Genomic DNA, 20,965 nt, shown 5'->3' with positions numbered 1-20,965 from the left:
GACCGGGGGCGCACACCGGGTTCAGCGCGACTCGCGGTTGAACAACCGCCGGGACCAGAGGTACCCGCCGAGCGCGATCGCCGCGCACCAGCCGAGCGCGATCCAGCCGTCGTCGCCGAGCGGCTCCGCCATCAGCAGGGCTCGCAGGCTCTCGATGATCGGCGTGAACGGCTGGTACTCGGCGAACCAGCGCAGGCCGGCGGGCATCGAGTCGGTGGGCACGAAGCCGCTGCCGAGGAACGGCAGCAGAATCAGCGGCATCGGCAGGTTGCTCGCGGTCTCCACGCTCTCGCTCACCTGGCCGAGCGCGACGGCCAGCCAGACCAGCGCGAACGTCACGGCGGCGAGCAGGCCGACGGCGCCCAGCCAGCCGGCCGGCCCGGCGGTGGGCCGGAAGCCGACCAGCAGCGCCACCCCGATCACCACGGCCAGGCTGATCGCCGCCTGGATCATGCTGCCGAGCACGTGCCCGGTCAGCACCGACACCCGGGCGATGTGCATGGTGCGGAACCGGGCGATGATGCCCTCGGTCATGTCCATGGCGATCGAGATCGCGGTCCCCTGGACGGTGGCCGCCACGGTCATCAGGATGATCGCCGGCGCCACGTAGTTGGCGTACTCGGCGCGCCCGCCGCCGCTGGCCAACCCGGCACCCAGCGTGCCGCCCAGCACGTAGACGAAGAGCAGCAGGAACACCACCGGCATCCCGACCAGCATCACGGTCATCGACGGGTAGCGCAGCATGCGCTTCAGGTTGCGGCGCAGCATCGTCACCGAGTCGCGCAGCGGGTGGAAGCGCAGGTCGGCGTGGGCGGAGACGGTCATGGCGTGGTCACCTTCCGGTCGGTGGGGCCGCCGGTGAGGGCGAGGAAGACGTCGTCCAGGTCGGGGGTGTGCACGGACAACTCGTCGACCTCGACGCCCCGGTCGTCGAGCCGGCCGATCAGCGCCCGCAACGAGCGCAGGCTGCCGTCGCCCGGCACCCGCAGGGCGAGCGCGTCGCCGTCGCGGGTGGCCCGGTCGAGCACCCGTACCGCCGCGTCGAGAGCCCGCGGGTCGGCGAACCGCAACCGGACGTGCCCGCCGGGGACGCGGCGCTTCAACTCCTCGGGCGTGCCCTCGGCGACGACCCGGCCGCGGTCCAGGACCGCGATCCGGTCGGCCAGCTCGTCCGCCTCCTCCAGGTACTGGGTGGTGAGGAAGATGGTGATGCCACCGGCCACCAGGTCGCGGACGATCTGCCACATGTCGCGGCGGCTGCGCGGGTCGAGCCCGGTGGTCGGCTCGTCCAGGAAGATCACGCGTGGGTTGCCGACCAGGGTCATCGCCAGGTCCAGCCGCCGCAGCATGCCGCCCGAGTAGGTGGATGCCGGCTTGCCGGCCGCCTCGGTGAGGCCGAACCGTTCGAGCAGCCCGGACGTGCGCCGCCGGCCCTCCTCCCGGGGCAGGTGGTGCAGGTCCGCCATCAGCCGCAGGTTCTCCGCGCCGGTGAGCAGCTTGTCCACCGCGGAGAACTGCCCGGTGACGCCGATAGCGGCGCGGACCGCGTCCGGCTCCCGGGCCAGGTCGTGCCCGGCGACCCGGACCTCACCCGCGTCGGCGGCGAGCAGGGTGGAGAGGATCCGCACGGTGGTGGTCTTTCCCGCGCCGTTCGCGCCGAGCAGCGAGAAGACCGTCCCCTCGGGTACGCGCAGGTCGATGCCGTCGAGCACGACGTGGTCGCCGAACGACTTCCGGAGCCCGGTGACGGCGATCTGGTTCGTGGTCATGGTCGCTCTCCCTCAGGACCGGCGGACGGTGATGTCGCCGTAGGAGGTGCGGCCGCGCACCTCGACGGTCCGCTCGGCGCCGTCGGGCCGGGCGGTGCTCTCCAGCAGGTTGCGCACCTGGCCGAAGCCGGTGTTGACCTCCAGCCAGGCGGCGGTGCCCTGGGCGACGCCGATGTCCAGGTCGCCCATCGCCGTGCCGAGCACGACGGCGCCACGCACCACCTCGGCGATCCGGATGCCGCCGTTGGAGGTCTTGGCGTCGACGCCCGCGCCGGCGCGCGCCACCTCGATGGCGCCGTTGGCGTTGCGTACCCGCACGTCGCCGGTGGCCGTGTCGATCGTGGTGTCGCCGTTGGAGTTCTTGACCGCCAGGGCACCCTCGACCCGGCCGACCTGGACGGTGCCGGAGCCGGTGGAGATCTCCGCGTCGCCGGTGACACCGTCGACGGTCACCCGGCCGACGCCGGTGTGCAGGCGCAGCGGTCCGGTCTGCGCCAACCGGACGTTGCCTGTGGTCTTGACCCGGGTCTCACCGAGCCGGCCGGCGGCGCTGACGTCACCCATCAGCAGGTGCGCGGAGAGCCGGGAGTCGCTCGGCAGCTCGACGGTGACCTCCACCGACCGGGTCTTCTTCGAGAAGTCGAAGGCGCGCCTCGGGCCGGTGACCTGGAGCGTGCCGTCGGTGAAGTCGACGCGTACCTGCGCCGCGGCCTGCACGTCGGACTCGTCGTCGGCGTTGCTCGGGCGGACCTCGACCACGGTGTCGGCGCGGTCGCTCGCCGCGATCCGCACCGAGGCGACGCCGAGCTCCATCGTGACGGTGATCGATTCGGGAGTGTCGAAAACAGGCATGGTTGTCCCCGCATCTCGGGTGGGTGGGTCGTCCCCGCAGGTCAGGGGGACGGGAGAGGAAGAGTGGCGCGGCGGGGTGCGGTCAGTGCACCCAGCCGGTGAACCGCTGCTGGGACCGCTTGCCGACGTGCGGCGGGTCGGGACGAGGCTCCCGGTCGCCGCCGCGCAGGCCGGCGGCGGCGGCCCGGACCAGCCAGGCGTTCACCGACCGCCCCTCGGCGGCGGCGGCCTCCTCGACCGCGGCCTTGAGCTGCTCGGGCATGCGGACGTTGATCCGGGCGACCGGGCCGTCCTCGGTGACCGGCAGGTCGACGTCCGGCGCGGTGGCCGCCTCGGGCGCGGCGTGGGACGGCTCGGCGGTCGGCACCGCGACGACGAAGTCCGGGTCGCGACCGCGCAGGCGCAGCTCCACCGAGCCGGGGGCCATCTCGCGGGTGATCTCGTCGGCGGCTGCCGACAGTGCGTCCAGCAGGGTCATCCGGATCGCCGATTCCAGCGGCCCGGTCAGGCGCTCGACCAGCGCACGTGATTCTTCACCGCCAGCTTCGGCGAGCGCGGCGAACTCCCGCCCGAGGTTGCTCACATACGAGGTCAAGTCCATGGCACTACTCTGGCACACCTCTGGCACCACCGCAAGCCTCTTTGGCATCACCATGGCACCAAGTTGCGGCGGCATCTTGCATAGATCCTGCCTCAGCAGGAGTTATGGCCCGCCGCCACCGTGATGCCATCCGCCTCTTTCGCTGGAGTAAGGCCGGCGCGGGCTCGCCGTCGGTGCGCCTGTCGACCTGATGTCGACAACGACTCAGCAGATCTTGGTACGCACCGGCCCCCGGGAGGGCGCGTTCGTACCAAGATCTCCGTTCGGCCCCGGACCGCCTAGGACTCCTCGCCGACCCGGCCGCACACCAGCTCGATGTCGCCGGACCGGATCAACTCGTCGACGGCGGCCACCATGGCAGCGACACCGGCCTCGGGCACGATCACCTGATCCGCACACCAGAAGTAACGACCACCGCCGACCTCTCCGGTGCTGGCATGCCGGTCCAGGATCTCCCTACGCCAACTATTGGCGGGTCGAGGACGAGGACGGTTCACCGGTGGTTTACGCGTACGAGATGGACGAGCCCACTCGCTCGTACGTGCCGACCGGGATCCATCGACACGAGCTACACACAGCGGCGCCGTTCCCGATCACGATTGAGCTGACCAGGCTGGTGCCAGGCCGCAAGAGCTGATCGCGTGGCTACTCCGCCACCGGCCCGTACAGGTGCCGGTGCACGAGGTCGTCCTGCTCCAGGACCAGGTCGACGACGTGCCAGAACTCGGCGAGCCGAGGGTGACCCAGCCCCTCTTCCCGGCTGAGCTTGCGACCGAAGATCGGGTTGTCGCCGGCGACCTCGCCACCGTTGACGAGCGTCGCGGCGGGCACCGGAGAGCCGGTCACCGGGCCGACCCGGCAGCCGAAGGTGAGGTGGTCGTCGAAGCGATCGTGGCCCCAACTTCCCAGGATGGCATCGATCCAGACCTCGTGAACCCCGCCGTGGTGGTAGCAGCTCGCGAAGTAGACGGCCAGCGCGGTGTCACCGTCGTACACATTGGCCCAGGTGCGGTTCGCCTGCGCGTCGCAGCACGGGCAGTGGAAATCCCGTACCTGGCGGCTGCGCTCGTCGATCGTGAGATTCACGGAGCACACGCTAGCGGCGGCTCGCAGGAATGCGGAAATGGGCCGGGCTCAGACGTTGAAGCGGAACTCCACCACGTCGCCGTCCTGCATGACGTACTCCTTGCCCTCGATCCGAACCCTGCCGGCGGCCTTCGCCGCCGCCATCGATCCGGCCGTGACCAGGTCGTCGTAGGAGACCACCTCGGCCTTGATGAAGCCGCGCTGGAAGTCGCTGTGGATCACCCCGGCGGCCTCCGGCGCGGTCGCCCCGACCGGGACGGTCCAGGCCCGCGCCTCCTTGGGGCCGGCGGTGAGGTACGTCTGGAGCCCGAGCGTCCGGAAGCCCACCCGGACCAGCTGGTTCAGCCCCGGCTCGGACTGCCCGATCGACTCCAGCAGCTCGCGGGCCTCGTCCTCGGGCAGGTCCACCAGCTCGGACTCGATCTTGGCGTCCATGAAGACCGCCTCGGCGGGCGCGACCAGGCCGCGCAGCTCGTCCAGGAACTCGGCGTTGCCCAGCTCGGCCTCGTCGACGTTGAAGACGTAGAGGAACGGCTTGGTGGTGAGCAGGTGCAGCTCACGCAGGTGTTCCAGCTCGACCTTGGCGGCGGCGGCGCCCGCGTACAGCGTGACGCCCTGGTCGAGCACCTCGGCGGCCTTCTTCGCGGCCTCGACCGCGGCGGCCCGGTCCTTACGGAGCTTGGCCTCCTTCTCCAGCCGGGGCAGCGCCTTCTCCAGCGTCTGGAGGTCGGCCAGGATCAGCTCGGTGTTGATCGTCTCGATGTCGTCGGCCGGGGAGACCTTGCCGTCGACGTGCACCACGTTCGGGTCGGAGAAGGCGCGCACCACCTGGCAGATCGCCGAGGCGTCGCGGATGTTGGCCAGGAACGCGTTGCCCCGGCCCTGCCCCTTGGAGGCGCCCCGGACCAGGCCGGCGATGTCGACGAACGAGACCGGCGCCGGAAGCACCTTCTGCGAGGAGAAGATCTCGGCCAGCTTGCCGAGCCGCTCGTCGGGGAGCCCGACCACGCCGACGTTCGGCTCGATGGTGGCGAACGGGTAGTTCGCGGCGAGCACGTCGTTCTTGGTCAGCGCGTTGAACAGGGTGCTCTTGCCCACGTTGGGCAGGCCGACGATGCCGATGGTGAGACTCACGACGAGCCAGCTTACGCGGTCTACCGGCCGTCTGGCCCGGCGGGCAGCAGCCGGGGCTCGATCCGGGTCTCCCGCACCGTGCCGTCGTCGGCGCGCACCAGCTCGTACGCGGCCACGTCGGGCCGGTCGGCCACCGCCTCGGCAAGCCGGGTGCCCCGGTAGATCAACCCGACGCCGTCGTCGGTGCAGTGGCTGGTCGGCAGCGTCCCGTCGGCGACCAGCCGGTGCATCAGCGGCCGGCGCTGCTCCTCGCTGTCGTAGTGCACGCCGTTGCCGTACGGGAGCCAGCCCAGCCCGTCGGTGAAGGCCCGCAGCTCCGGGCCGTAACTGTCGGTGGCGCCGCCGGTGTGCCAGCAGATCGAACCGGCGGAGACGCCGCCGAGCACCACGCCGGCCTGCCAGCACTCGTGCAGGATCTCCGGCAGGCCGTGTACCCGCCACACCGCGCACAGGTTCGCCACGCTGCCGCCGCCGACCCATACGATGTCCTGGGCGAGCAGGTGGGCGCGGATGTCGTCGACGTTCGGCATCGGGAAGAGCGCCAGGTGCGACGCGCGGTACCGGGTGTTCGCGAACGCGCCGTAGAACACGGTGAGGCCGGTGGGCTGGTCACCGACGGCCTGGCCGAGGTAGCAGACCTTCGGCGCGTCGCCGGCCTGCGCCAGCTCGGCCATGTGGTCGAAGAGCTGGCTGGGCCGGGCGTCCCACGGGCCCCGCCGCCGGCTGAAGTAGCCCATGCTGGTGGCGACGATAGTCGGTTCAGAGGCGGGCATGGAGATCCTTCCGGCCGGTGGCGGTCGTGATCATTGTGCCCCGTCCGGGGCCGGTTCCGCCGCCTCGGCGGCGGCGAGCAGCGTCCGTAAGAGGTCGGCCAGCCGGTCCTGGTCGGCGGCCGGCAACGCGTCGAGGATCCGGCGCTGCACCTCCAGCCCGGCCTCCGCGGACTCCTCCACCACCCGGCGGCCGGCGTCGGTGAGGCTGACCCGCAGTGCCCGCCGGTCGGCCGGGTCGGGGGCGCGGCGCACCAGCCCGGCGCGCTCCAGCCGGTCGAGCCGGCCGGTCATCCCGCCGGAGGTGAGCATCAGCGTGGCGGTGAGCGCCTTCGGCGCGAGGGTGTACGGCGCGCCGGAGCGGCGCAGCGCGGCGAGCACGTCGAACTCGCCCCGACCGATGCCCCAGCCGGCGTACACCTTCTCCTGGCGGTCGCCGACCAGCCGGGCCAGCCGGTAGATGCGACCGAAGACCGCCATCGGCTCGGGCCGCATGCCGGCCCGTTCCCGGCGCCACTGCTCGACGATCGCGTCGACCCCGTCCGTTGCCACGGCTGTCGATTGTGCCGCACCGCACCCTTCCGCTTTCACTCGACACCAAGTAGCTTAGAGCTAAGATACTTAGTGCCATGGAAAGAGGCCGGAATGACCCGTCGGACCGACGTCGCGCTCACCGCGCTCGCGCCCGCCACCTGGGGCACCACCTATCTGGTGACCGCCGAGCTGCTGCCCGCCGACCGGCCGCTCTGGGCCGGAGCGATCCGCGCCCTGCCGGCCGGCCTGCTGCTGCTGGCCCTGACCCGCCGGCGCCCGCACGGCATCTGGTGGGCCCGGGCCGCCGTGCTCGGCACGCTCAACATCGGCGCGTTCTTTCCGCTGCTCTTCCTCGCCGCCTACCGGCTGCCCGGCGGCACCGCGGCCGTGCTCGGCGCCACCCAGCCGCTGCTCGTCGCGGTGCTCACCGTGGCCCTGCTCCGGGACCGGCCGGCCCGACCGGCCCTGTTCGCCGCCGTGGCCGCCCCGGCCGGCGTCGCGCTCGTCGTGCTGCGGCCGGACGCCGGGCTCGACCCGCTCGGCGTCGCCGCCGGCCTCGCCGGCACCGCGGCCATGGCCACCGGCCTGGTGCTCACCCGCCGCTGGGGACGGCCGCCGGGGGTGGGCACGCTCGCGGCCACGAGTTGGCAGCTCGTCGCCGGCGGCGTGCTGATCCTGCCGGTCGCCGCCGCCGTCGAGGGCGCGCCGCCCGCGCCGGACGGGCCGGCCCTGCTCGGGTACGCGTGGCTCGGGCTGGTCGGCACCGCGCTGGCCTACGTGCTGTGGTTCCGGGGCGCGGCCCGGCTGCCGGTGGCGCAGGTGTCGATGCTCGGCGCGCTCAGCCCGCTGACCGCCGCGGCGCTCGGCTGGCTGGTGCTCGGCCAGGCGCTCGGCCCGCTCCAACTCGCCGGTTTCGCGGTGGCGGTCGCCGCCATGGTGCTCGGCCAGCTCCCGGGCCGGCCGACTCCGACCGCGCTCGACGCACGGCCCGGTCAGCCGGCCCGCAGCCGCCGCCAGTCCGCCGGCAGCGTGTCGATCGCGACGCCCTCGGGCAGCGTGCCGGCCGGCAGCTCCCCGGCGGCGGCGAGCGGCAGGGTGAACCGGTGCGCGGCGGCGGACCCGGCCTCGTACGACCGGTCGAGCAGCCAGCGCACCTCGTCCGCGGTCCAGCCGAGGCCGGGCCGGGCGGCGATCTCCCGGACCAGCCGCACCCCGACCCGGGTGTCGTCGTCGTAGAAGCGCATGCACCAGTGATGCGCCCACATGCCGAGCGCCCGCAGCCCGGCCGGGTCGAGCGACGCGACGAGCCGGCCGCAGGCGGTGTCCGCGAAGGCCCGCTCCGGGTCGCCGGCCCGGTCCCGCTCGATCGCGCCGTAGGCAGCCGGCGCCACCGCGCGCATCCGGTCGTAGAAGCCCTGCACCACCGCGGCGTCGATGCGCGCTCGCCCCGATCGCATCAGCGGACACCCCGCCCGGCCACGCTCGCCATGCCTCGCACCTTTTCTGGAGTTGGTGGCGGGACGGTACCGACCACTTACGACAGTTTCCCGGACCCGCTGACAAGATCCACGCCACCTCGCCGAGGTGGCGGCATCCGGAGGGCCGGGATACCGCCACCTCGCCGAGCTGGCGCGACTGCCGCACGTCATGTCCGAATCCCGCCAGCCGAGCGTCCGACCTGCAAGGCAGGATCGGTGTCATGGAGTTGGACTTCGAGCGGTGCTACCGGGCCGTCGACAGCCGCGACCCGCGGTTCGACGGCTGGTTCTACACCGGTGTCACCTCGACCGGCATCTACTGCCGGCCGTCCTGCCCGGCGATGACGCCGAAGCGGCAGAACGTCCGGTTCTTCCCGTCCGCCGCCGCCGCCCAGGGCGCCGGGCTGCGGGCCTGCCGCCGGTGCCGGCCCGACGCCGCGCCGGGCTCGCCGCAGTGGGACGTCCGGGCCGACCTGGTGGGCCGCGCGATGCGGCTGATCGCCGACGGCGTGGTCGACCGGGACGGCGTGCCCGGCCTGGCCACCCGGCTCGGCTACACCGAGCGGCACCTGCACCGGATGCTCCGGGAGGAGTTGGGCGCCGGCCCGCTGGCGCTGGCCCGGGCGCAACGCGCGCAGACCGCCCGCATCCTGGTCGAGACCACCGGGCTCGGCCTCGCCGAGGTGGCCTTCGCCGCCGGGTTCGGCAGCGTGCGGCAGTTCAACGAGACGGTCCGCGAGGTCTACGGCGTCACCCCGTCCGAGCTCCGGGCCGGCCGGAGCACCCGGGGGCCGGCCGGCGGAGCGGGCACCATCACGCTGCGCCTGGCCCACCGCCCGCCGCTGCACGTCGGCGCGCTGCTGGACTTCCTCGCGCTGCGCGCGCTGCCCGGCGTCGAAGAGGTCCGCGACGGGGTCTACCACCGCGGCCTGCGGCTGCCGCACGGTCCCGCCACGGTGGCGCTGGCCCCGGCCGACGGGCACGTGGCGGCCACGCTCCGGCTGGCCGACATGCGTGACCTGGCGCCCGCGGTGGCGCGGTGCCGCCGCCTGCTCGACCTCGACGCGGACCCGGTCGCGGTGGACGCCACCCTCGCCGGCGACCCGGCCCTGGCCCCGGCGGTCGACGCCGAGCCGGGGGTCCGGCTGCCGCACGCGGTGGACGGCTTCGAGATGGCCGTCCGGGCCGTCACCACCCAGCAGGTCTCGCTGCGCTCGGCCCGGACCACGCTCACCCACCTGCTCACCGCCGTCCGGCGTGCCGACGAGTCGGCCGCCGACCTGGCGCCGGGCGGCCCGCGGGCGTTCCCGAGCGCGGCCGAGGTGCTGACGGCGCCGGATCCGGCGTTCCGGATGCCGGCGGCCCGGCGGGAGACGATCCGGGCGCTCGCCCGGGCCGTCGCCGACGGGGAGCTGGACCTGGAGCCGGGCGGCGACCGGGAGGAGGCGGTGCGGCAGTTGACCGCGCTGCCCGGCGTCGGGCCGTGGACCGCCGGCTACCTGGCCATGCGCGCGCTCGGCGATCCCGACGTCATCCTCGCCACCGACCTGGGCGTACGCCGTGGCGCAGCAGCGCTCGGCCTGCCCGACGACCCGAAGACCCTGCACGCCTACGCCGACCGCTGGCGCCCCTGGCGGTCCTACGCGACGATTCGACTCTGGAGAGCGGCATGACCATGGTGGACAGCACCGTCATCGACACCCCCGCCGGCCCGCTGAGCGTGCTCGCCGGCCCCGGCGGGGCGGTACGCGCCGCCGGCTTCACCGCCGACCCGGCGACGCTGGTGCCGCTGACGCACCTCAGCCTGCGCGGCGACCTGCGGGAGCGGGCCGACCTCGGTCCGGTGACCGCCGCGGTCCGGGCCTACCTCGACGGCGACCTGACCGCGATCGACGCGGTCGAGGTGGAGCAGCACACCGACGGCGTCTTCCTGGCGCACGCCTGGCGGGTGCTGCGCGACGTCAAACCGGGCGACCCGGTGACCTACACCGGCTTCGCCGCGCTGGCCGGGCGACCGGCCGCGGTCCGCGCCGCCGCGGCGGCCTGCGCGCGCAACGCCGCCGCGCTCTTCGTCCCCTGCCACCGGGTGCTGCGCACCGACGGCGCGCTCGGCGGCTACCGCTGGGGGCTGGACGTGAAGAAGTGGCTTCTCGGGCATGAGGGACGGGTGACGGCTAGCTGACCCCGCACCGTCACACCCGGCCGCTACCGTCGGCTGGTGCCCGCGCCCAGCGATGGCAATCCCGCGGCGCATCCCGGCGCCCGGTCCCAGCCGCTGCGCAACCTCTGGCGGCTGCGCCCCTACCTGCGCCCATATGCGGCGGAGTTCGCCTGGCTGCTGGTCGCGGCGCTGGCCGCGACCGCGGCGAGCCTGGCCGTCCCGCTGGTGGTGCAGCGGGTGGTGGACGGGCCGGTGGCCCGGCACGACGAGGCCGGTCTGTTCCGCCTCGGCGCGCTCGCGCTGCTGCTCGGGCTCGCCGAGGCGGCGCTGATCTTCATCCGACGGTGGACGCAGTCGTCGTCGTCGGTCGGCATGGAGGCGGCCATCCGGGCCGACATCTACGCACACCTGCAACGGCTGCCGGCCGGCTTCCACGACCGCTGGCAGTCCGGCCAGTTGCTCTCCCGGGTCACCAGCGACCTCTCGGTGATCCGCCGGTTCCTCTCCTTCGGCCTGCTCTTCCTGGTGCTCAACCTGATCACCTACGCCGCCGTGGTGGTGCTGCTGATCCGGCTGCACCCCTGGCTGGGGCTGCTGGTGGCGGCCAGCGCCGTGCCGCTGTTCCTGATCAGCCGACGGTTCGCCCGGCACTACCACGCGGCCTCCCGCCGGATGCAGGACCAGCAGGGAGACATCGCCACGCTTGTCGAGGAGACGGCGCAGGGGCTGCGCACCATGCGGGCGTACGGGCGGGGTCCGGAGTTGGCCGCCCGGTTCGCCACCGGCGCGCACCGGCTGCACGACACCGGCATCGACAAGGCGCGGCTGCTCGCCCGCACGTCCGCGTTGTTCGACCTGGTGCCCAACCTGACGCTCGGCGCGGTCCTGGTGGCCGGCGCCGCCGCCGTGGCCGACGGCGCGCTCACCATCGGGCAGTTGGTCGCCTTCGTCAGCCTCCAGCTCATGCTGATCTGGCCGGTGCAGTCCCTCGGCTGGATCATCGCGAACGGGCAGGAGGCCGCCACCGCCGCCGACCGGATACAGGAGGTGCTCGACACGCCGCCGACCATCGTGGACGCCCCGCACGCCCGCTCGCTGCGCCGCACCGAGGTCGGCGGCCGGCTCCGGTTCGAGCGGGTGAGTTTCCACTACCCGGGCGCGCCCGCCCCGGTGCTGCGCGAGGTGGACCTCACCGTCGAGCCGGGTGAGACGCTCGCGCTTGTCGGCGCCACCGGCTGCGGCAAGAGCACGCTGCTCTCGCTGGTCCCCCGGCTGCACGAGGTGACCGGGGGCCGGATCACGCTCGACGGGCACGACCTGCGTGACCTGCGGCTCGGCTCGCTGCGCCGGCTGGTCGGGGTGGCCTTCGAGGAGCCGACCCTGTTCTCCATGTCGGTGCGGGAGAACCTCACCCTGGGCCGGCCGGACGCCGGGGACGAGGAGGTCCGGGCCGCGCTGGCGATGGCGCAGGCGGACTTCGCGTACGACCTGCCGTGGGGGTTGGCCACCCGGATCGGCGAGCAGGGGCTGTCGCTCTCCGGCGGGCAGCGGCAGCGGCTGGCGCTGGCCCGGGCCGTGCTCGGCCGACCCGCCCTGCTGGTGCTCGACGACCCCCTCTCCGCGCTCGACGTGCACACCGAGGCGCTCGTCGAGGCGGCGCTGCGCCGGGTGCTGCGGGACACCACCGCGCTGCTTGTGGTGCACCGGCCCTCCACGGTGGCGCTTGCCGACCGGGTGGCGCTGATGGAGGGCGGCCGGATCGTCGCGGTCGGCACCCACTCCCGGATGCTGGCCGAGGTGCCGGCCTACCGGGCGGTGCTCTCCGCCGAGCCGGAACGCCGTCCCGACGGCGTCCGTCTGGTGCGGTCGTGACCGGGCGCGCCGCCACCGGGCGCGACGCCCCGGAGGGCGACGCCGACGCCGATCTCGACAGGTGGCGGGGCCGGGCCACCGACCCGGACGCCGACCGCAGCCGCGCCGAGGACTCGTCACCGGCTGCGGTCGCCCGGCTCCGCGCCCGCAGCCGGTTGCTGCTGCGGCGCCTGCTCCGCCCGCACCGGCGCCCGCTCGGTCTGGCCGTGGCGTTGCTGCTGGTGCAGAACGCGGCCGCGATGGCCGGCCCGTACCTGGTCATGCTCGGCATCGACCGGGGCATCGGCCCGCTGCGGGCCGGCGACGCCGGCCCGTTGATCGCGGTGGCCGCCGTGTTCGTCGTGGCCACCGCCACCGAGTACGCGGCCCGGCGCGCGTTCCTCGCCCTCGCCGCGCGGATCGGCCAGGCCGTCCTGCTCGACCTGCGACGCCGCGTGTACGCGCACTTCCTCCGCCTCGACGTCGGCTTCCACGAGCGCTACACCTCGGGCCGGATGGTGTCCCGGCTGACGAGCGACCTGGAGTCGATCGGCGAGCTGGTCGACGGCGGGATCGACCGGTTGGTGATGGCCGTGCTGTCGGTGCTGTCCGTGGCGGGCATCCTGCTCTGGCTGGACCTGCCGCTGGCCACGGTCACCCTGGTCGCCTTCCCGTTCCTGTTCTGGCTGTCCCGCTGGTTCGCCAGGGCCTCGGCCGGGGCCTACCGGCGGACCCGGGAGGCGGTGGCGCTGGTCATCGTGCACTTCGTCGAGTCGCTGCGCGGGATCCGGGCGGTGCAGGCGTTCCGCCGGGAGGCCCGCAACCAGCGCATCTTCGCCGCGGTCAACGACGACTACCGGGCGGCCAGCCTGCGGGCGTTCCGGCTGATCGCGATCTACTCCCCCGGCATCCGGCTGATCGGCAACCTCACCGCGGCGACGGTGCTCGCGTACGGGGGTTGGCGCGTGCTGGGCGGCCACACCGAGGTCGGCGTGCTCGCCGCGTTCCTGCTCTACCTGCGCCGGTTCTTCGAGCCGATGGAGGACCTGAGCCAGTTCTACAACTCACTCCAGTCGGCGACGGCGGCCCTGGAGAAGCTGGCCGGGGTGCTGGACGAGCGTCCGGCGGTGGCCGAACCGGCCCGCCCGGTGCCGCTGCCCGCCGGGCCACCCCGTGGCGCGGTGACCTTCCGCTCGGTCTCCTTCGGCTACCGGCCGGAGACGCCGATCCTGTCCGGCCTGGAGCTGACCGTGCCGGCCGGGCAGACGGTCGCGTTGATCGGTCCGACCGGCGCGGGCAAGTCCACGGTGGCCAAGCTGCTGGCCCGGTTCCACGACCCGGACGCCGGGTCGGTCCGCCTGGACGGGGTCGACCTGCGGGACCTGGCCGACGCCGAGCTGCGCCGGGCGGTGGTGCTGGTCACCCAGGAGACCCACCTGTTCAGCGGCTCGGTGGCGGAGAACATCCGGTTCGGCCGGCCGGACGCCGACGACGCCGCGGTGGTCGCCGCCGCGCGGGCCATCGGCGCGCACGAGTTCGTCGCCGCGCTGCCCGACGGGTACGCCACCGACGTGCACCGGCGCGGCGGCCGGCTCTCCGCCGGCCAGCGGCAGCTCGTCGCGTTCGCCCGGGCGTTCCTGGCCGACCCCCGGGTGCTGATCCTCGACGAGGCCACCTCGTCGCTCGACGTGCCCACCGAGCGCCTGGTGCAGCGGGCGCTGCGGAGCGTGCTGCGCGACCGCACCGCGCTGGTGATCGCGCACCGGCTCTCCACCGTGGAGACCGCCGACCGGGTGCTGGTGCTGGACGCCGGCGGGATCGTCGAGGACGGCTCGCCGGCCGACCTGGCCGCCGCCGGCGGCCGCTACGCCGCGCTGCACCGCCAGTGGCGCGACTCGCTGCTCTGAGGCACGAGGCACGGGTGACCGGCCGGGTCGGTCCACGCACGGCCGTGGCGCGGCCCGTGACCGACCAAAGCCGTGGAGCGGCCGGACGCGCCCGCCTACCATCGGCAGATGACCGACACGACGAGGACGGCCCGCGCCGGCGTCCCCGAGCGTCCGAGCCTGGACGGCCTCGAAGCGACCTGGGCCCACCGCTGGCAGTCCGACGGCACGTACGCGTTCGACCGTTCGAAGGAACGCGCGGACGTCTACTCGATCGACACCCCGCCGCCGACCGTGTCGGGCGAGCTGCACATGGGGCACGTCTTCTCCTACACGCACACCGACACGGTGGCGCGGTTCCAGCGGATGCGCGGGCGGACCGTGTTCTACCCGATGGGCTGGGACGACAACGGGCTGCCGACCGAACGCCGGGTGCAGAACGTCTACGGGGTGCGCCCCGACCCGGCGCTGCCGTACGACAGGGACTGGCGACCGCCGCCCGCCCCGGTGGGCGACGACGCCCGGAAGAACCCGACGGCGATCTCCCGGCGCAACTTCATCGAGCTGTGCGAGACGCTGACGGTGGAGGACGAGAAGGTCTTCGAGGCACTGTGGCGCCGGTTGGGCCTGTCGGTGGACTGGTCGCTGACCTACACCACGATCGGGCGGGCGGCCCGCGCGGCCAGCCAGCGCGCGTTCCTGCGCAACCTGGCCCGGGGCGAGGCCTACCAGGCGGAGGCGCCGACGCTCTGGGACGTCGGCTTCGGCACCGCGGTCGCCCAGGCCGAGCTGGAGGACCGGGAGCGGCCGGGCGCCTACCACCGGCTGCGGTTCACCGGGCCGGACGGGCGCGAGGTGCTGATCGACACCACCCGGCCGGAGCTGCTGCCGGCCTGCGTGGCGCTGGTCTGCCACCCGGACGACGAGAGGTACGCCGATCTGGTCGGCGCGTCGGCGCGTACCCCGGTCTTCGGGGTGGAGGTGCCGGTGCGCGCGCACCCGCTGGCGGACCCGGCCAAGGGCACCGGCATCGCGATGGTCTGCACGTTCGGCGACCTGGCGGACGTGACCTGGTGGCGGGAGCTGCGGCTGGACACCCGGGTGGTGATCGGCCGGGACGGCCGGCTGCTGCCGGAGCCGCCGGCCGGGGTGCCGGCCGGGCCCTACGCGGCGCTGGCCGGCCAGACCGTCAACGGCGCCCGGCGGACCCTGGTGGAGTTGCTGGCCGACGCCGGTGACCTGGTCGGCGAGCCGCGCCCGATCACCCATCCGGTGAAGTTCTACGAGCGCGGCGACCGGCCGCTGGAGATCGTGTCGACCCGGCAGTGGTATCTGCGCAACGGCGGCCGGGACGCCGACCTGCGCGAGGAGCTGCTGGCCCGGGGGCGCGAGCTGCGCTGGGTGCCGGAGCACATGCGGCACCGCTACGAGCACTGGGTGGGCGGCCTCACCGGTGACTGGCTGGTCAGCCGGCAGCGGTTCTTCGGCGTGCCGGTGCCGGTGTGGTACCGGCTCGACGACGCTGGCGAACCGGACTGGACCCACCCTCTCACACCGGACGAGGCGATGTTGCCGATCGATCCGACGAGCGAGCCGCCGCCCGGCCACCAGGAGGCGCAGCGCGGCGTCCCCGGTGGCTTCACCGGGGATCCGGACGTGCTGGACACCTGGGCCACCTCGTCGCTGACCCCGCAGATCGTCGGCGGCTGGGAGACCGATCCGGACCTGCACCGCCGGGTCTTCCCGATGGACCTGCGCCCGCAGGGGCACGACATCATCCGCACCTGGCTGTTCGCCACCGTGGTCCGGGCCCATCTGGAGCACGGCGTGCTGCCCTGGCGCACGGCGGTGCTCTCCGGCTGGATCCTCGACCCGGACCGGAAGAAGATGTCGAAGTCCAAGGGGAACGTGGTCACCCCGATGGGGCTGCTGGAGCAGCACGGCTCCGACGCGGTGCGCTACTGGGCCGCCAACGGCAAGCCGGGCATGGACCTGGCCTTCGACCCGGCCCAGGTCAAGGTGGGCCGCCGGCTGGCCACGAAGGTGCTCAACGCGTCCCGGTTCGCGCTCGGGCTGGGCGCCGCCGACGCGCTGCGGGCCCCGGTGACCCAACCGTTGGACACCGCGATGCTCGCCGAGCTGTCCGGCGTGGTCGCCACCGCGACCACCGCCTTCGACGGGTACGACCACACGGCCGCCCTGATGGCCACGGAGGCGTTCTTCTGGCGGTTCTGCGACGACTACATCGAGCTGGTGAAGGAGCGCGCCTACGGGTCCGGGCCGGCGGCCGACTCGGCCCGGGCGGCGCTGGCCACCGCGCTGTCGGTGCAGTTGCGGCTGTTCGCCCCGGTGCTGCCGTTCGTCACCGAGGAGGTCTGGTCGTGGTGGCGGTACGGCTCGGTGCACCGCTCGACGTGGCCGACCACCTACGAGGTGGGCCGCGCGATGGCCGCGCCCGGTGACCCGGAGCTGCTGCGGCTGGCCGCCGACGCGTTGGGGCAGGTGCGCCGGGCCAAGTCGGAACGGAAGCTGTCGATGAAGGCGGACGTGCCGCTGGCCGAGGCGCTCGGACCGGCGGCCCTGCTCGACCAGCTCACCACCGTGGCCGATGACCTGAAGGCGGCGGGCCGGATCGCGAAGCTCGACCTGCTGCCGGACCGCACCGCGGAGCTGGTCGTCGCCTGCGCGTTCTGAGCACGGGACGGGGCGGCCGGCGGACGCCGACCGCCCCGTCCCGGTGTGCTAGCCGGCCGCGCAGGTCGCCTTGAGCTTGCCCTGCGCGGCGGTGAGGTCCGCCTTGCTGGGCGACTTCTTCGGCGCCTTGGCCCAGGTGTCGGCCAGGTCGCCCATCTCGGTGGCGACCGCCTTCACCGCGCCGTTGACCTCGTCGCTGCTGGTGAACGCGTGCGTGTACAGGGTCGCCGCGCCGGCGGAGTATTGCGCGCTCACCGCGGAGTGCCCGGCCGGCGGGCCGATCTTCTCCGCCGCGGCGACCTCCTTGAGCGCGGCCGTGATGTCCTTCTGGGCGGCGGCGCAGGTGGTCCTGGTGGCCTCGTCGAGGCCCACCGGGGCGGGTGACGCGGCCGGCGCCGACGGCGTCGACGCGGCGGGGGCGGACGCCCCGGCGGGTTCGGCCGCCGACGTGTCGTCACCGTCGGTGGTGCAGCCGGACATGATGATCAGTGCCACCGCGGCCGGAGCCAGCAGGGCGGGTCGAGCGGGACGCAATGTGTTCTCCCCGTGTCTGGTGTCGTCGCCGCCGCAAGGTAACAGAACCACGGGGGCCGGGCGGGACCCCTTTTCCGCCGCCGGAGCGGTCGGAGCCGGGGTCCCGTGCGACTCAGCTCGTCTCGCCCGCCACGCTGAACGACCGGAGCCGGTCGATCGCCAGGACCGTGAAACCGATCGCCACCAGGGCGGTCAGCACGGCGGCGACCGGCACCGAGACGGTGGTGCCGAGCAGCGACGTGGGCGCCATCCGGTCGGCCAGCGCGATCACCCACTGCTGGACCGACAGCACCTTGGTGCCGTTGACGAACCGGCCGAGCAGACCCTCCCAGATCAGCACGTAGACCAGGCCGAGCAGCACCGGCCGCCGGCTCACCAGGCTGAGCGCCAGGAACAGCGCCGAGTAGGCGAGCGCGCCCGCCGCGGACGCGGCGACCAGGGCCAGCCCGAGGCGTACCGAGTCGGCGAGCACGCCCGCGACGTAGAGCGGGATGCCGACGGTGACGGCGCTGACCAGGGCCGCCACCGCGAGCTTCGGCAGCACGATCTGCCAGCGGGGCAGCGGCTTGGTGAGGATGTGCACCACGGTGCCGTCGTCGATCTCGGCGCCGAGCACGCCGGTGCCCACGATCAGGGCGACCACCGGCAGCACCACCGCCAGGCCGAGACCGACGAGCACCGGCGGCCCCCACTGGCCGGGGTCCACCCCGAGCGCCCGGCAGAGCACCGCCAGGCCGATCAGGATCAACGGCAACGGCAGCAGCATGAGGAACCGGCTCCGGCCGAACAGGCCGCGGGCGGTGATCCAGGTAACTGTCGACATCAGGCCTCCACCAGATACGAGAAGACGCTCTCCAGCGACTCGTCCTCCGGCAGCAACTGCCGGACCCGGATGCCGTGGCGGAGTGCGATCCTGGGCAGCGCGCGGGTGAAGGCGCCGTAGTCGCCGGCCTTCACGGTCAGGCCGGTGCGATCCAGCTCGACGCCGGCGACCGAGGCCTCCGCCATCAGCGCCACCGCCAGGGCCCGGTCGTCGGTGGAGCGCACCGCGAAGACGTGCGGCCGGTTGGTCATCAGCCGGCGGATGGTGCGGTAGTCGCCGGAGGCGGCCAGCCGGCCGGCGACCATCACCTGGACCGTGCCGGAGACCTGCTCGACCTCCTCCAGGATGTGCGAGCTGAACAGGATGGTCCGGCCGGCGTCGCCGAGCCGGTGCAGCAGCCCCATCATGTGCAGCCGCTGCCGGGGGTCCATGCCGTTGAACGGCTCGTCGAGCAGCAGCACCTGCGGGTCGTGCACCAGCGCGGCGGCCACCCGGGTGCGCTGCCGCATGCCCTTGGAGTAGGTGCCGATCCGGCGGCCCTGCGCGCTCTCCATCTCGACCAGCTCGATCGCCCGCCGGGCCGCCGCCTCCGGGTCGGGCAGCTTGTGCAGCTTCGCGCTGGCCAGCACGAACTCGTACGCGCTGAGGAAGGTGTGCACCGCCTCCCGCTCGCTGACCAGGCCCAGCCGCCGGTAGACGCCCGGGTTGCGCCAGGTCGGCTCCCCGTCCAGCGTCACCGTGCCCCGGGACGGGGCGAGGAACCCGGCCATCATGTGCAGCAGCGTGGTCTTGCCGGCGCCGTTCGGGCCGAGCAGGCCGGTCACGCCGGGGCCGAGCCGCATGGTGACGTCGTTGACCGCCACCACGTTGCCGTACCAGCGGGAGACGCCGGCCAGGTCGAGGGTGCTCGTCGTCGCGGCGGGCACGTCGGCCGCCGGTTGCGTGTGCAGCGCCGTCATCGGGCGGCCACCTTCCGGTATCGCAGGAGCAGCAGGCTGACGCAGGCGGCGACCAGCAGCACGGCGACCACGGCGTAGACCGGGCCGAAGTCGCCGATCGGCATGCCGCCGCGCCCCTGGGTCAGCTTGTCGCCGAGCGCCCAGTTGCCCACGCCGCCGACGAGCGTCGACGGGGAGGCGAGGAAGGACAGCTCGTTCACCGTCCGGGAGGGCATGATGTTCAGCACGCCGACCACCGGTGTGGTCATCAGGAACACCGCCACGATGCCACCGGCGGCGAAGGCGCGCTTGCCGGTGAGCGAGGCGACGAGCAGCGCGATCGAGGCGAAGACCACCGCCCACAAGCCGGCGTAGAGCAGCCCGGGCAGCAGGTCGAGCAGCTCGTCCCACACCCCGCGCATGCCCCGGGAGGTGGTGAACGCGGCGCCCAGGAACATCACCAGTTGCGGGCCGCCGAGCAGCAGCCAGAGCGACGTGACGAGCGCCAGCAGCTTCGCCAGCGCGTAGTCTCCGCGCGGCAGCGGCCGGGAGAAGTAGAGCGGCAGCACGCCGCTGCGCAGGTCGCGGGAGACCAGCTCGGGCGCGGCCACCGCGGCGAAGAAGATGACCAGCCAGCTCATCGCGTCGGCGAACTGGGCGTACGTCATCACCACCTGGCCGATCTGGCTGCGTACCGCGGTCAGCCCGGCGGCCACCACGGTGACCACGGCGACCACCAGCCACGGGAAGATCTTCGACTTGGCGCTGCGGCCCAGCCCGAAGACGGTACGCACGCCGTGGCCGTACAGCGCGCCGAAGACCTGCCGGCGGCCGAGCCGCGGGCCGGTGTAGCGCTGGTAGCCGATGTCGTGGATGACGCCGGTGGCTTCAGGCATGGCTGGGCTCCCTCGGGGCGAAGAGTTCGGCCACCCGGTGCCGCCGCTGGTCCAGCCGGTGCAGGGGCAGGTCCAGCTCGGCGACCGCACCGAGGATCAGGTCGTAGGTGTGTTCGTCGGTGAGCGGGACGAGCAGCAGCCGCCCGTCCCGGGACACGGCCAGGTCGAGCGCGGCCAGCCGGGCGGCCAACTCGTCCGTGCCCTCGCTCACCTCGACGGCGAGCACGTCCGTGGCGGTGGTCATCGCGGCGACCCGGTCGGCGCGCAGCAGCCGGCCGCCGTCGATCGCGACGAGCGTGTCGCAGATCCGTTCCACCTCGCCGAGCAGGTGCGAGCAGACCACCACGGAGATGCCGAACTCGGTGCCGATCCGGTGCACCAGGGCGAGCATGGCGTCCCGGCCGGCCGGGTCGAGGCCGTTGGTGGGCTCGTCGAGCAGCAGCAGGTCGGGGTCGTGCACCAGGGCCTGGGCGAGCTTGACCCGCTGCTTCATGCCGGTGGAGTAGCCGCCGACGGCCCGGTGCCGCTCCTCGTGCAGGCCGACGTGGCGCAGCGCCTCGGAGGCCCGTTCCCGGGCGACGGTGCGCGGCAGGCCGCTCATCCGGCCCAGGTGGGTGACCAGCTCGGCGGCGGAGAGGTCCGGCGGGAGGGCGTCGTGCTCGGGCATGTAGCCGACCCGGGCGCGGACCGCGGCCGGGTCGGTGGTGGGGTCGAGGCCGAGCACCCGCACCCGGCCGGTGGTCGGCGGGAGCAGGCCCAGCAGGATCTTGATCAGGGTGGACTTGCCGGCGCCGTTCGCGCCGACCAGACCGATGATCCCGGGCTCGACCGACACGGTGAGGTCGGCCAACGCGGTGACCCGGCCTCCGTACGTCTTGGTCAGCGACTCGGTCGCGAGCAGTGTCACGCTGCCAGCGTAGGAAGCGGGGGCCCGCCGGTGCACCGGGAAACGCTCGGG

The 20,965-nt window shown here is 73.7% G+C and carries 19 protein-coding genes and 1 pseudogene; 6 read left to right on the top strand and 14 right to left on the bottom strand.

Annotated features, from left to right (window positions below; genetic code table 11):
* Positions 1–21 precede the first annotated feature (21 nt).
* The 8 genes from ACIA5A_RS02160 to ACIA5A_RS02125 all read right to left on the bottom strand — a co-directional run bounded on the left by ACIA5A_RS02160 (position 22) and on the right by ACIA5A_RS02125 (position 6,764).
* Positions 22–825 carry an ABC transporter permease gene (locus tag ACIA5A_RS02160; protein ID WP_396755509.1) on the bottom strand — a complete coding sequence of 268 codons (804 nt, stop codon included), beginning with the start codon at positions 823–825 and terminating at the stop codon, positions 22–24.
* Positions 822–1,769 carry an ATP-binding cassette domain-containing protein gene (locus tag ACIA5A_RS02155; RefSeq protein ID WP_396755507.1) on the bottom strand — a complete coding sequence of 316 codons (948 nt, stop codon included), beginning with the start codon at positions 1,767–1,769 and terminating at the stop codon, positions 822–824. Before ACIA5A_RS02155 ends, ACIA5A_RS02160 begins: the two co-directional genes overlap by 4 nt.
* A gap of 12 nt (positions 1,770–1,781) precedes the next feature.
* Positions 1,782–2,582 carry a DUF4097 family beta strand repeat-containing protein gene (locus tag ACIA5A_RS02150; protein WP_396755505.1) on the bottom strand — a complete coding sequence of 267 codons (801 nt, stop codon included), beginning with the start codon at positions 2,580–2,582 and terminating at the stop codon, positions 1,782–1,784.
* 121 nt (positions 2,583–2,703) lie between these two features.
* Positions 2,704–3,222 carry a ribbon-helix-helix protein, CopG family gene (locus tag ACIA5A_RS02145; protein WP_396755503.1) on the bottom strand — a complete coding sequence of 173 codons (519 nt, stop codon included), beginning with the start codon at positions 3,220–3,222 and terminating at the stop codon, positions 2,704–2,706.
* A 645-nt stretch (positions 3,223–3,867) separates the two neighbouring features.
* The gene (locus ACIA5A_RS02140; protein WP_396755501.1) at positions 3,868–4,308 is read right to left on the bottom strand and encodes a hypothetical protein; all 441 of its coding nucleotides are present in this window, start codon (positions 4,306–4,308) and stop codon (positions 3,868–3,870) included.
* A gap of 48 nt (positions 4,309–4,356) precedes the next feature.
* Positions 4,357–5,442, bottom strand: coding sequence for a redox-regulated ATPase YchF (gene ychF, locus ACIA5A_RS02135; RefSeq protein ID WP_396755499.1), 1,086 nt, complete (start codon positions 5,440–5,442; stop codon positions 4,357–4,359).
* A gap of 20 nt (positions 5,443–5,462) precedes the next feature.
* Positions 5,463–6,215 (bottom strand): Type 1 glutamine amidotransferase-like domain-containing protein, encoded by a 753-nt coding sequence (locus tag ACIA5A_RS02130; protein ID WP_396755497.1) that lies wholly within the window; start codon positions 6,213–6,215, stop codon positions 5,463–5,465.
* A gap of 30 nt (positions 6,216–6,245) precedes the next feature.
* Positions 6,246–6,764 (bottom strand): MarR family winged helix-turn-helix transcriptional regulator, encoded by a 519-nt coding sequence (locus ACIA5A_RS02125; protein WP_396755495.1) that lies wholly within the window; start codon positions 6,762–6,764, stop codon positions 6,246–6,248.
* A 93-nt stretch (positions 6,765–6,857) separates the two neighbouring features.
* Here ACIA5A_RS02125 and ACIA5A_RS02120 point away from each other — a divergent pair.
* Positions 6,858–7,676 (top strand): annotated as a pseudogene (locus tag ACIA5A_RS02120) (EamA family transporter); the annotation flags it as partial.
* Positions 7,677–7,738: 62 nt separating this feature from the next.
* On the opposite strand, the gene ACIA5A_RS02115 reads toward ACIA5A_RS02120, so the two are convergent.
* Positions 7,739–8,203 carry a hypothetical protein gene (locus ACIA5A_RS02115; protein WP_396755493.1) on the bottom strand — a complete coding sequence of 155 codons (465 nt, stop codon included), beginning with the start codon at positions 8,201–8,203 and terminating at the stop codon, positions 7,739–7,741.
* Between the two features lie 242 nt (positions 8,204–8,445).
* On the opposite strand from ACIA5A_RS02115, the gene ACIA5A_RS02110 reads away from it, so the two are divergent.
* From ACIA5A_RS02110 to valS, 5 genes are all read left to right on the top strand, one after another.
* A complete protein-coding gene (locus ACIA5A_RS02110; protein ID WP_396755491.1) occupies positions 8,446–9,897 on the top strand; it encodes an AlkA N-terminal domain-containing protein in 1,452 nt (483 codons plus the stop codon).
* Positions 9,894–10,406 (top strand): methylated-DNA--[protein]-cysteine S-methyltransferase, encoded by a 513-nt coding sequence (locus ACIA5A_RS02105; RefSeq protein ID WP_396755489.1) that lies wholly within the window; start codon positions 9,894–9,896, stop codon positions 10,404–10,406. Before ACIA5A_RS02110 ends, ACIA5A_RS02105 begins: the two co-directional genes overlap by 4 nt.
* 36 nt (positions 10,407–10,442) lie before the next feature.
* On the top strand, positions 10,443–12,257 hold the full coding sequence (locus ACIA5A_RS02100) for an ABC transporter ATP-binding protein (protein ID WP_396755487.1): 1,815 nt from the start codon (positions 10,443–10,445) through the stop codon (positions 12,255–12,257).
* Positions 12,254–14,143 (top strand): ABC transporter ATP-binding protein, encoded by a 1,890-nt coding sequence (locus tag ACIA5A_RS02095; RefSeq protein ID WP_396755485.1) that lies wholly within the window; start codon positions 12,254–12,256, stop codon positions 14,141–14,143. The genes ACIA5A_RS02100 and ACIA5A_RS02095 overlap by 4 nt, the downstream gene beginning before the upstream one ends.
* Positions 14,144–14,251: 108 nt before the next feature.
* Positions 14,252–16,816, top strand: coding sequence for a valine--tRNA ligase (gene valS / locus ACIA5A_RS02090; RefSeq protein ID WP_396755483.1), 2,565 nt, complete (start codon positions 14,252–14,254; stop codon positions 16,814–16,816).
* A gap of 48 nt (positions 16,817–16,864) precedes the next feature.
* Here valS and ACIA5A_RS02085 read toward each other — a convergent pair whose 3' ends face one another.
* The 5 genes from ACIA5A_RS02085 to ACIA5A_RS02065 all read right to left on the bottom strand — a co-directional run bounded on the left by ACIA5A_RS02085 (position 16,865) and on the right by ACIA5A_RS02065 (position 20,914).
* A complete protein-coding gene (locus ACIA5A_RS02085; protein WP_396755481.1) occupies positions 16,865–17,350 on the bottom strand; it encodes a hypothetical protein in 486 nt (161 codons plus the stop codon).
* A 112-nt stretch (positions 17,351–17,462) separates the two neighbouring features.
* Entirely contained in the window at positions 17,463–18,173 is a 711-nt protein-coding gene (locus tag ACIA5A_RS02080; RefSeq protein WP_396755479.1) for an ABC transporter permease subunit, read from the bottom strand.
* Positions 18,173–19,132 carry an ABC transporter ATP-binding protein gene (locus tag ACIA5A_RS02075; RefSeq protein WP_396755477.1) on the bottom strand — a complete coding sequence of 320 codons (960 nt, stop codon included), beginning with the start codon at positions 19,130–19,132 and terminating at the stop codon, positions 18,173–18,175. Before ACIA5A_RS02075 ends, ACIA5A_RS02080 begins: the two co-directional genes overlap by 1 nt.
* Positions 19,129–20,007 carry an ABC transporter permease gene (locus ACIA5A_RS02070; RefSeq protein ID WP_396755475.1) on the bottom strand — a complete coding sequence of 293 codons (879 nt, stop codon included), beginning with the start codon at positions 20,005–20,007 and terminating at the stop codon, positions 19,129–19,131. The genes ACIA5A_RS02075 and ACIA5A_RS02070 overlap by 4 nt, the downstream gene beginning before the upstream one ends.
* Entirely contained in the window at positions 20,000–20,914 is a 915-nt protein-coding gene (locus ACIA5A_RS02065; RefSeq protein ID WP_396755473.1) for an ABC transporter ATP-binding protein, read from the bottom strand. The genes ACIA5A_RS02070 and ACIA5A_RS02065 overlap by 8 nt, the downstream gene beginning before the upstream one ends.
* Positions 20,915–20,965: the final 51 nt, after the last annotated feature.

This window comes from Micromonospora sp. NPDC051300 (assembly GCF_044455315.1).
GTDB classification, from domain to species: Bacteria; Actinomycetota; Actinomycetes; order Mycobacteriales; family Micromonosporaceae; genus Micromonospora; species Micromonospora robiginosa.
Note: the sequence above shows the minus strand (reverse complement) of the source record. Positions and strands in the feature narration are given on the sequence as shown.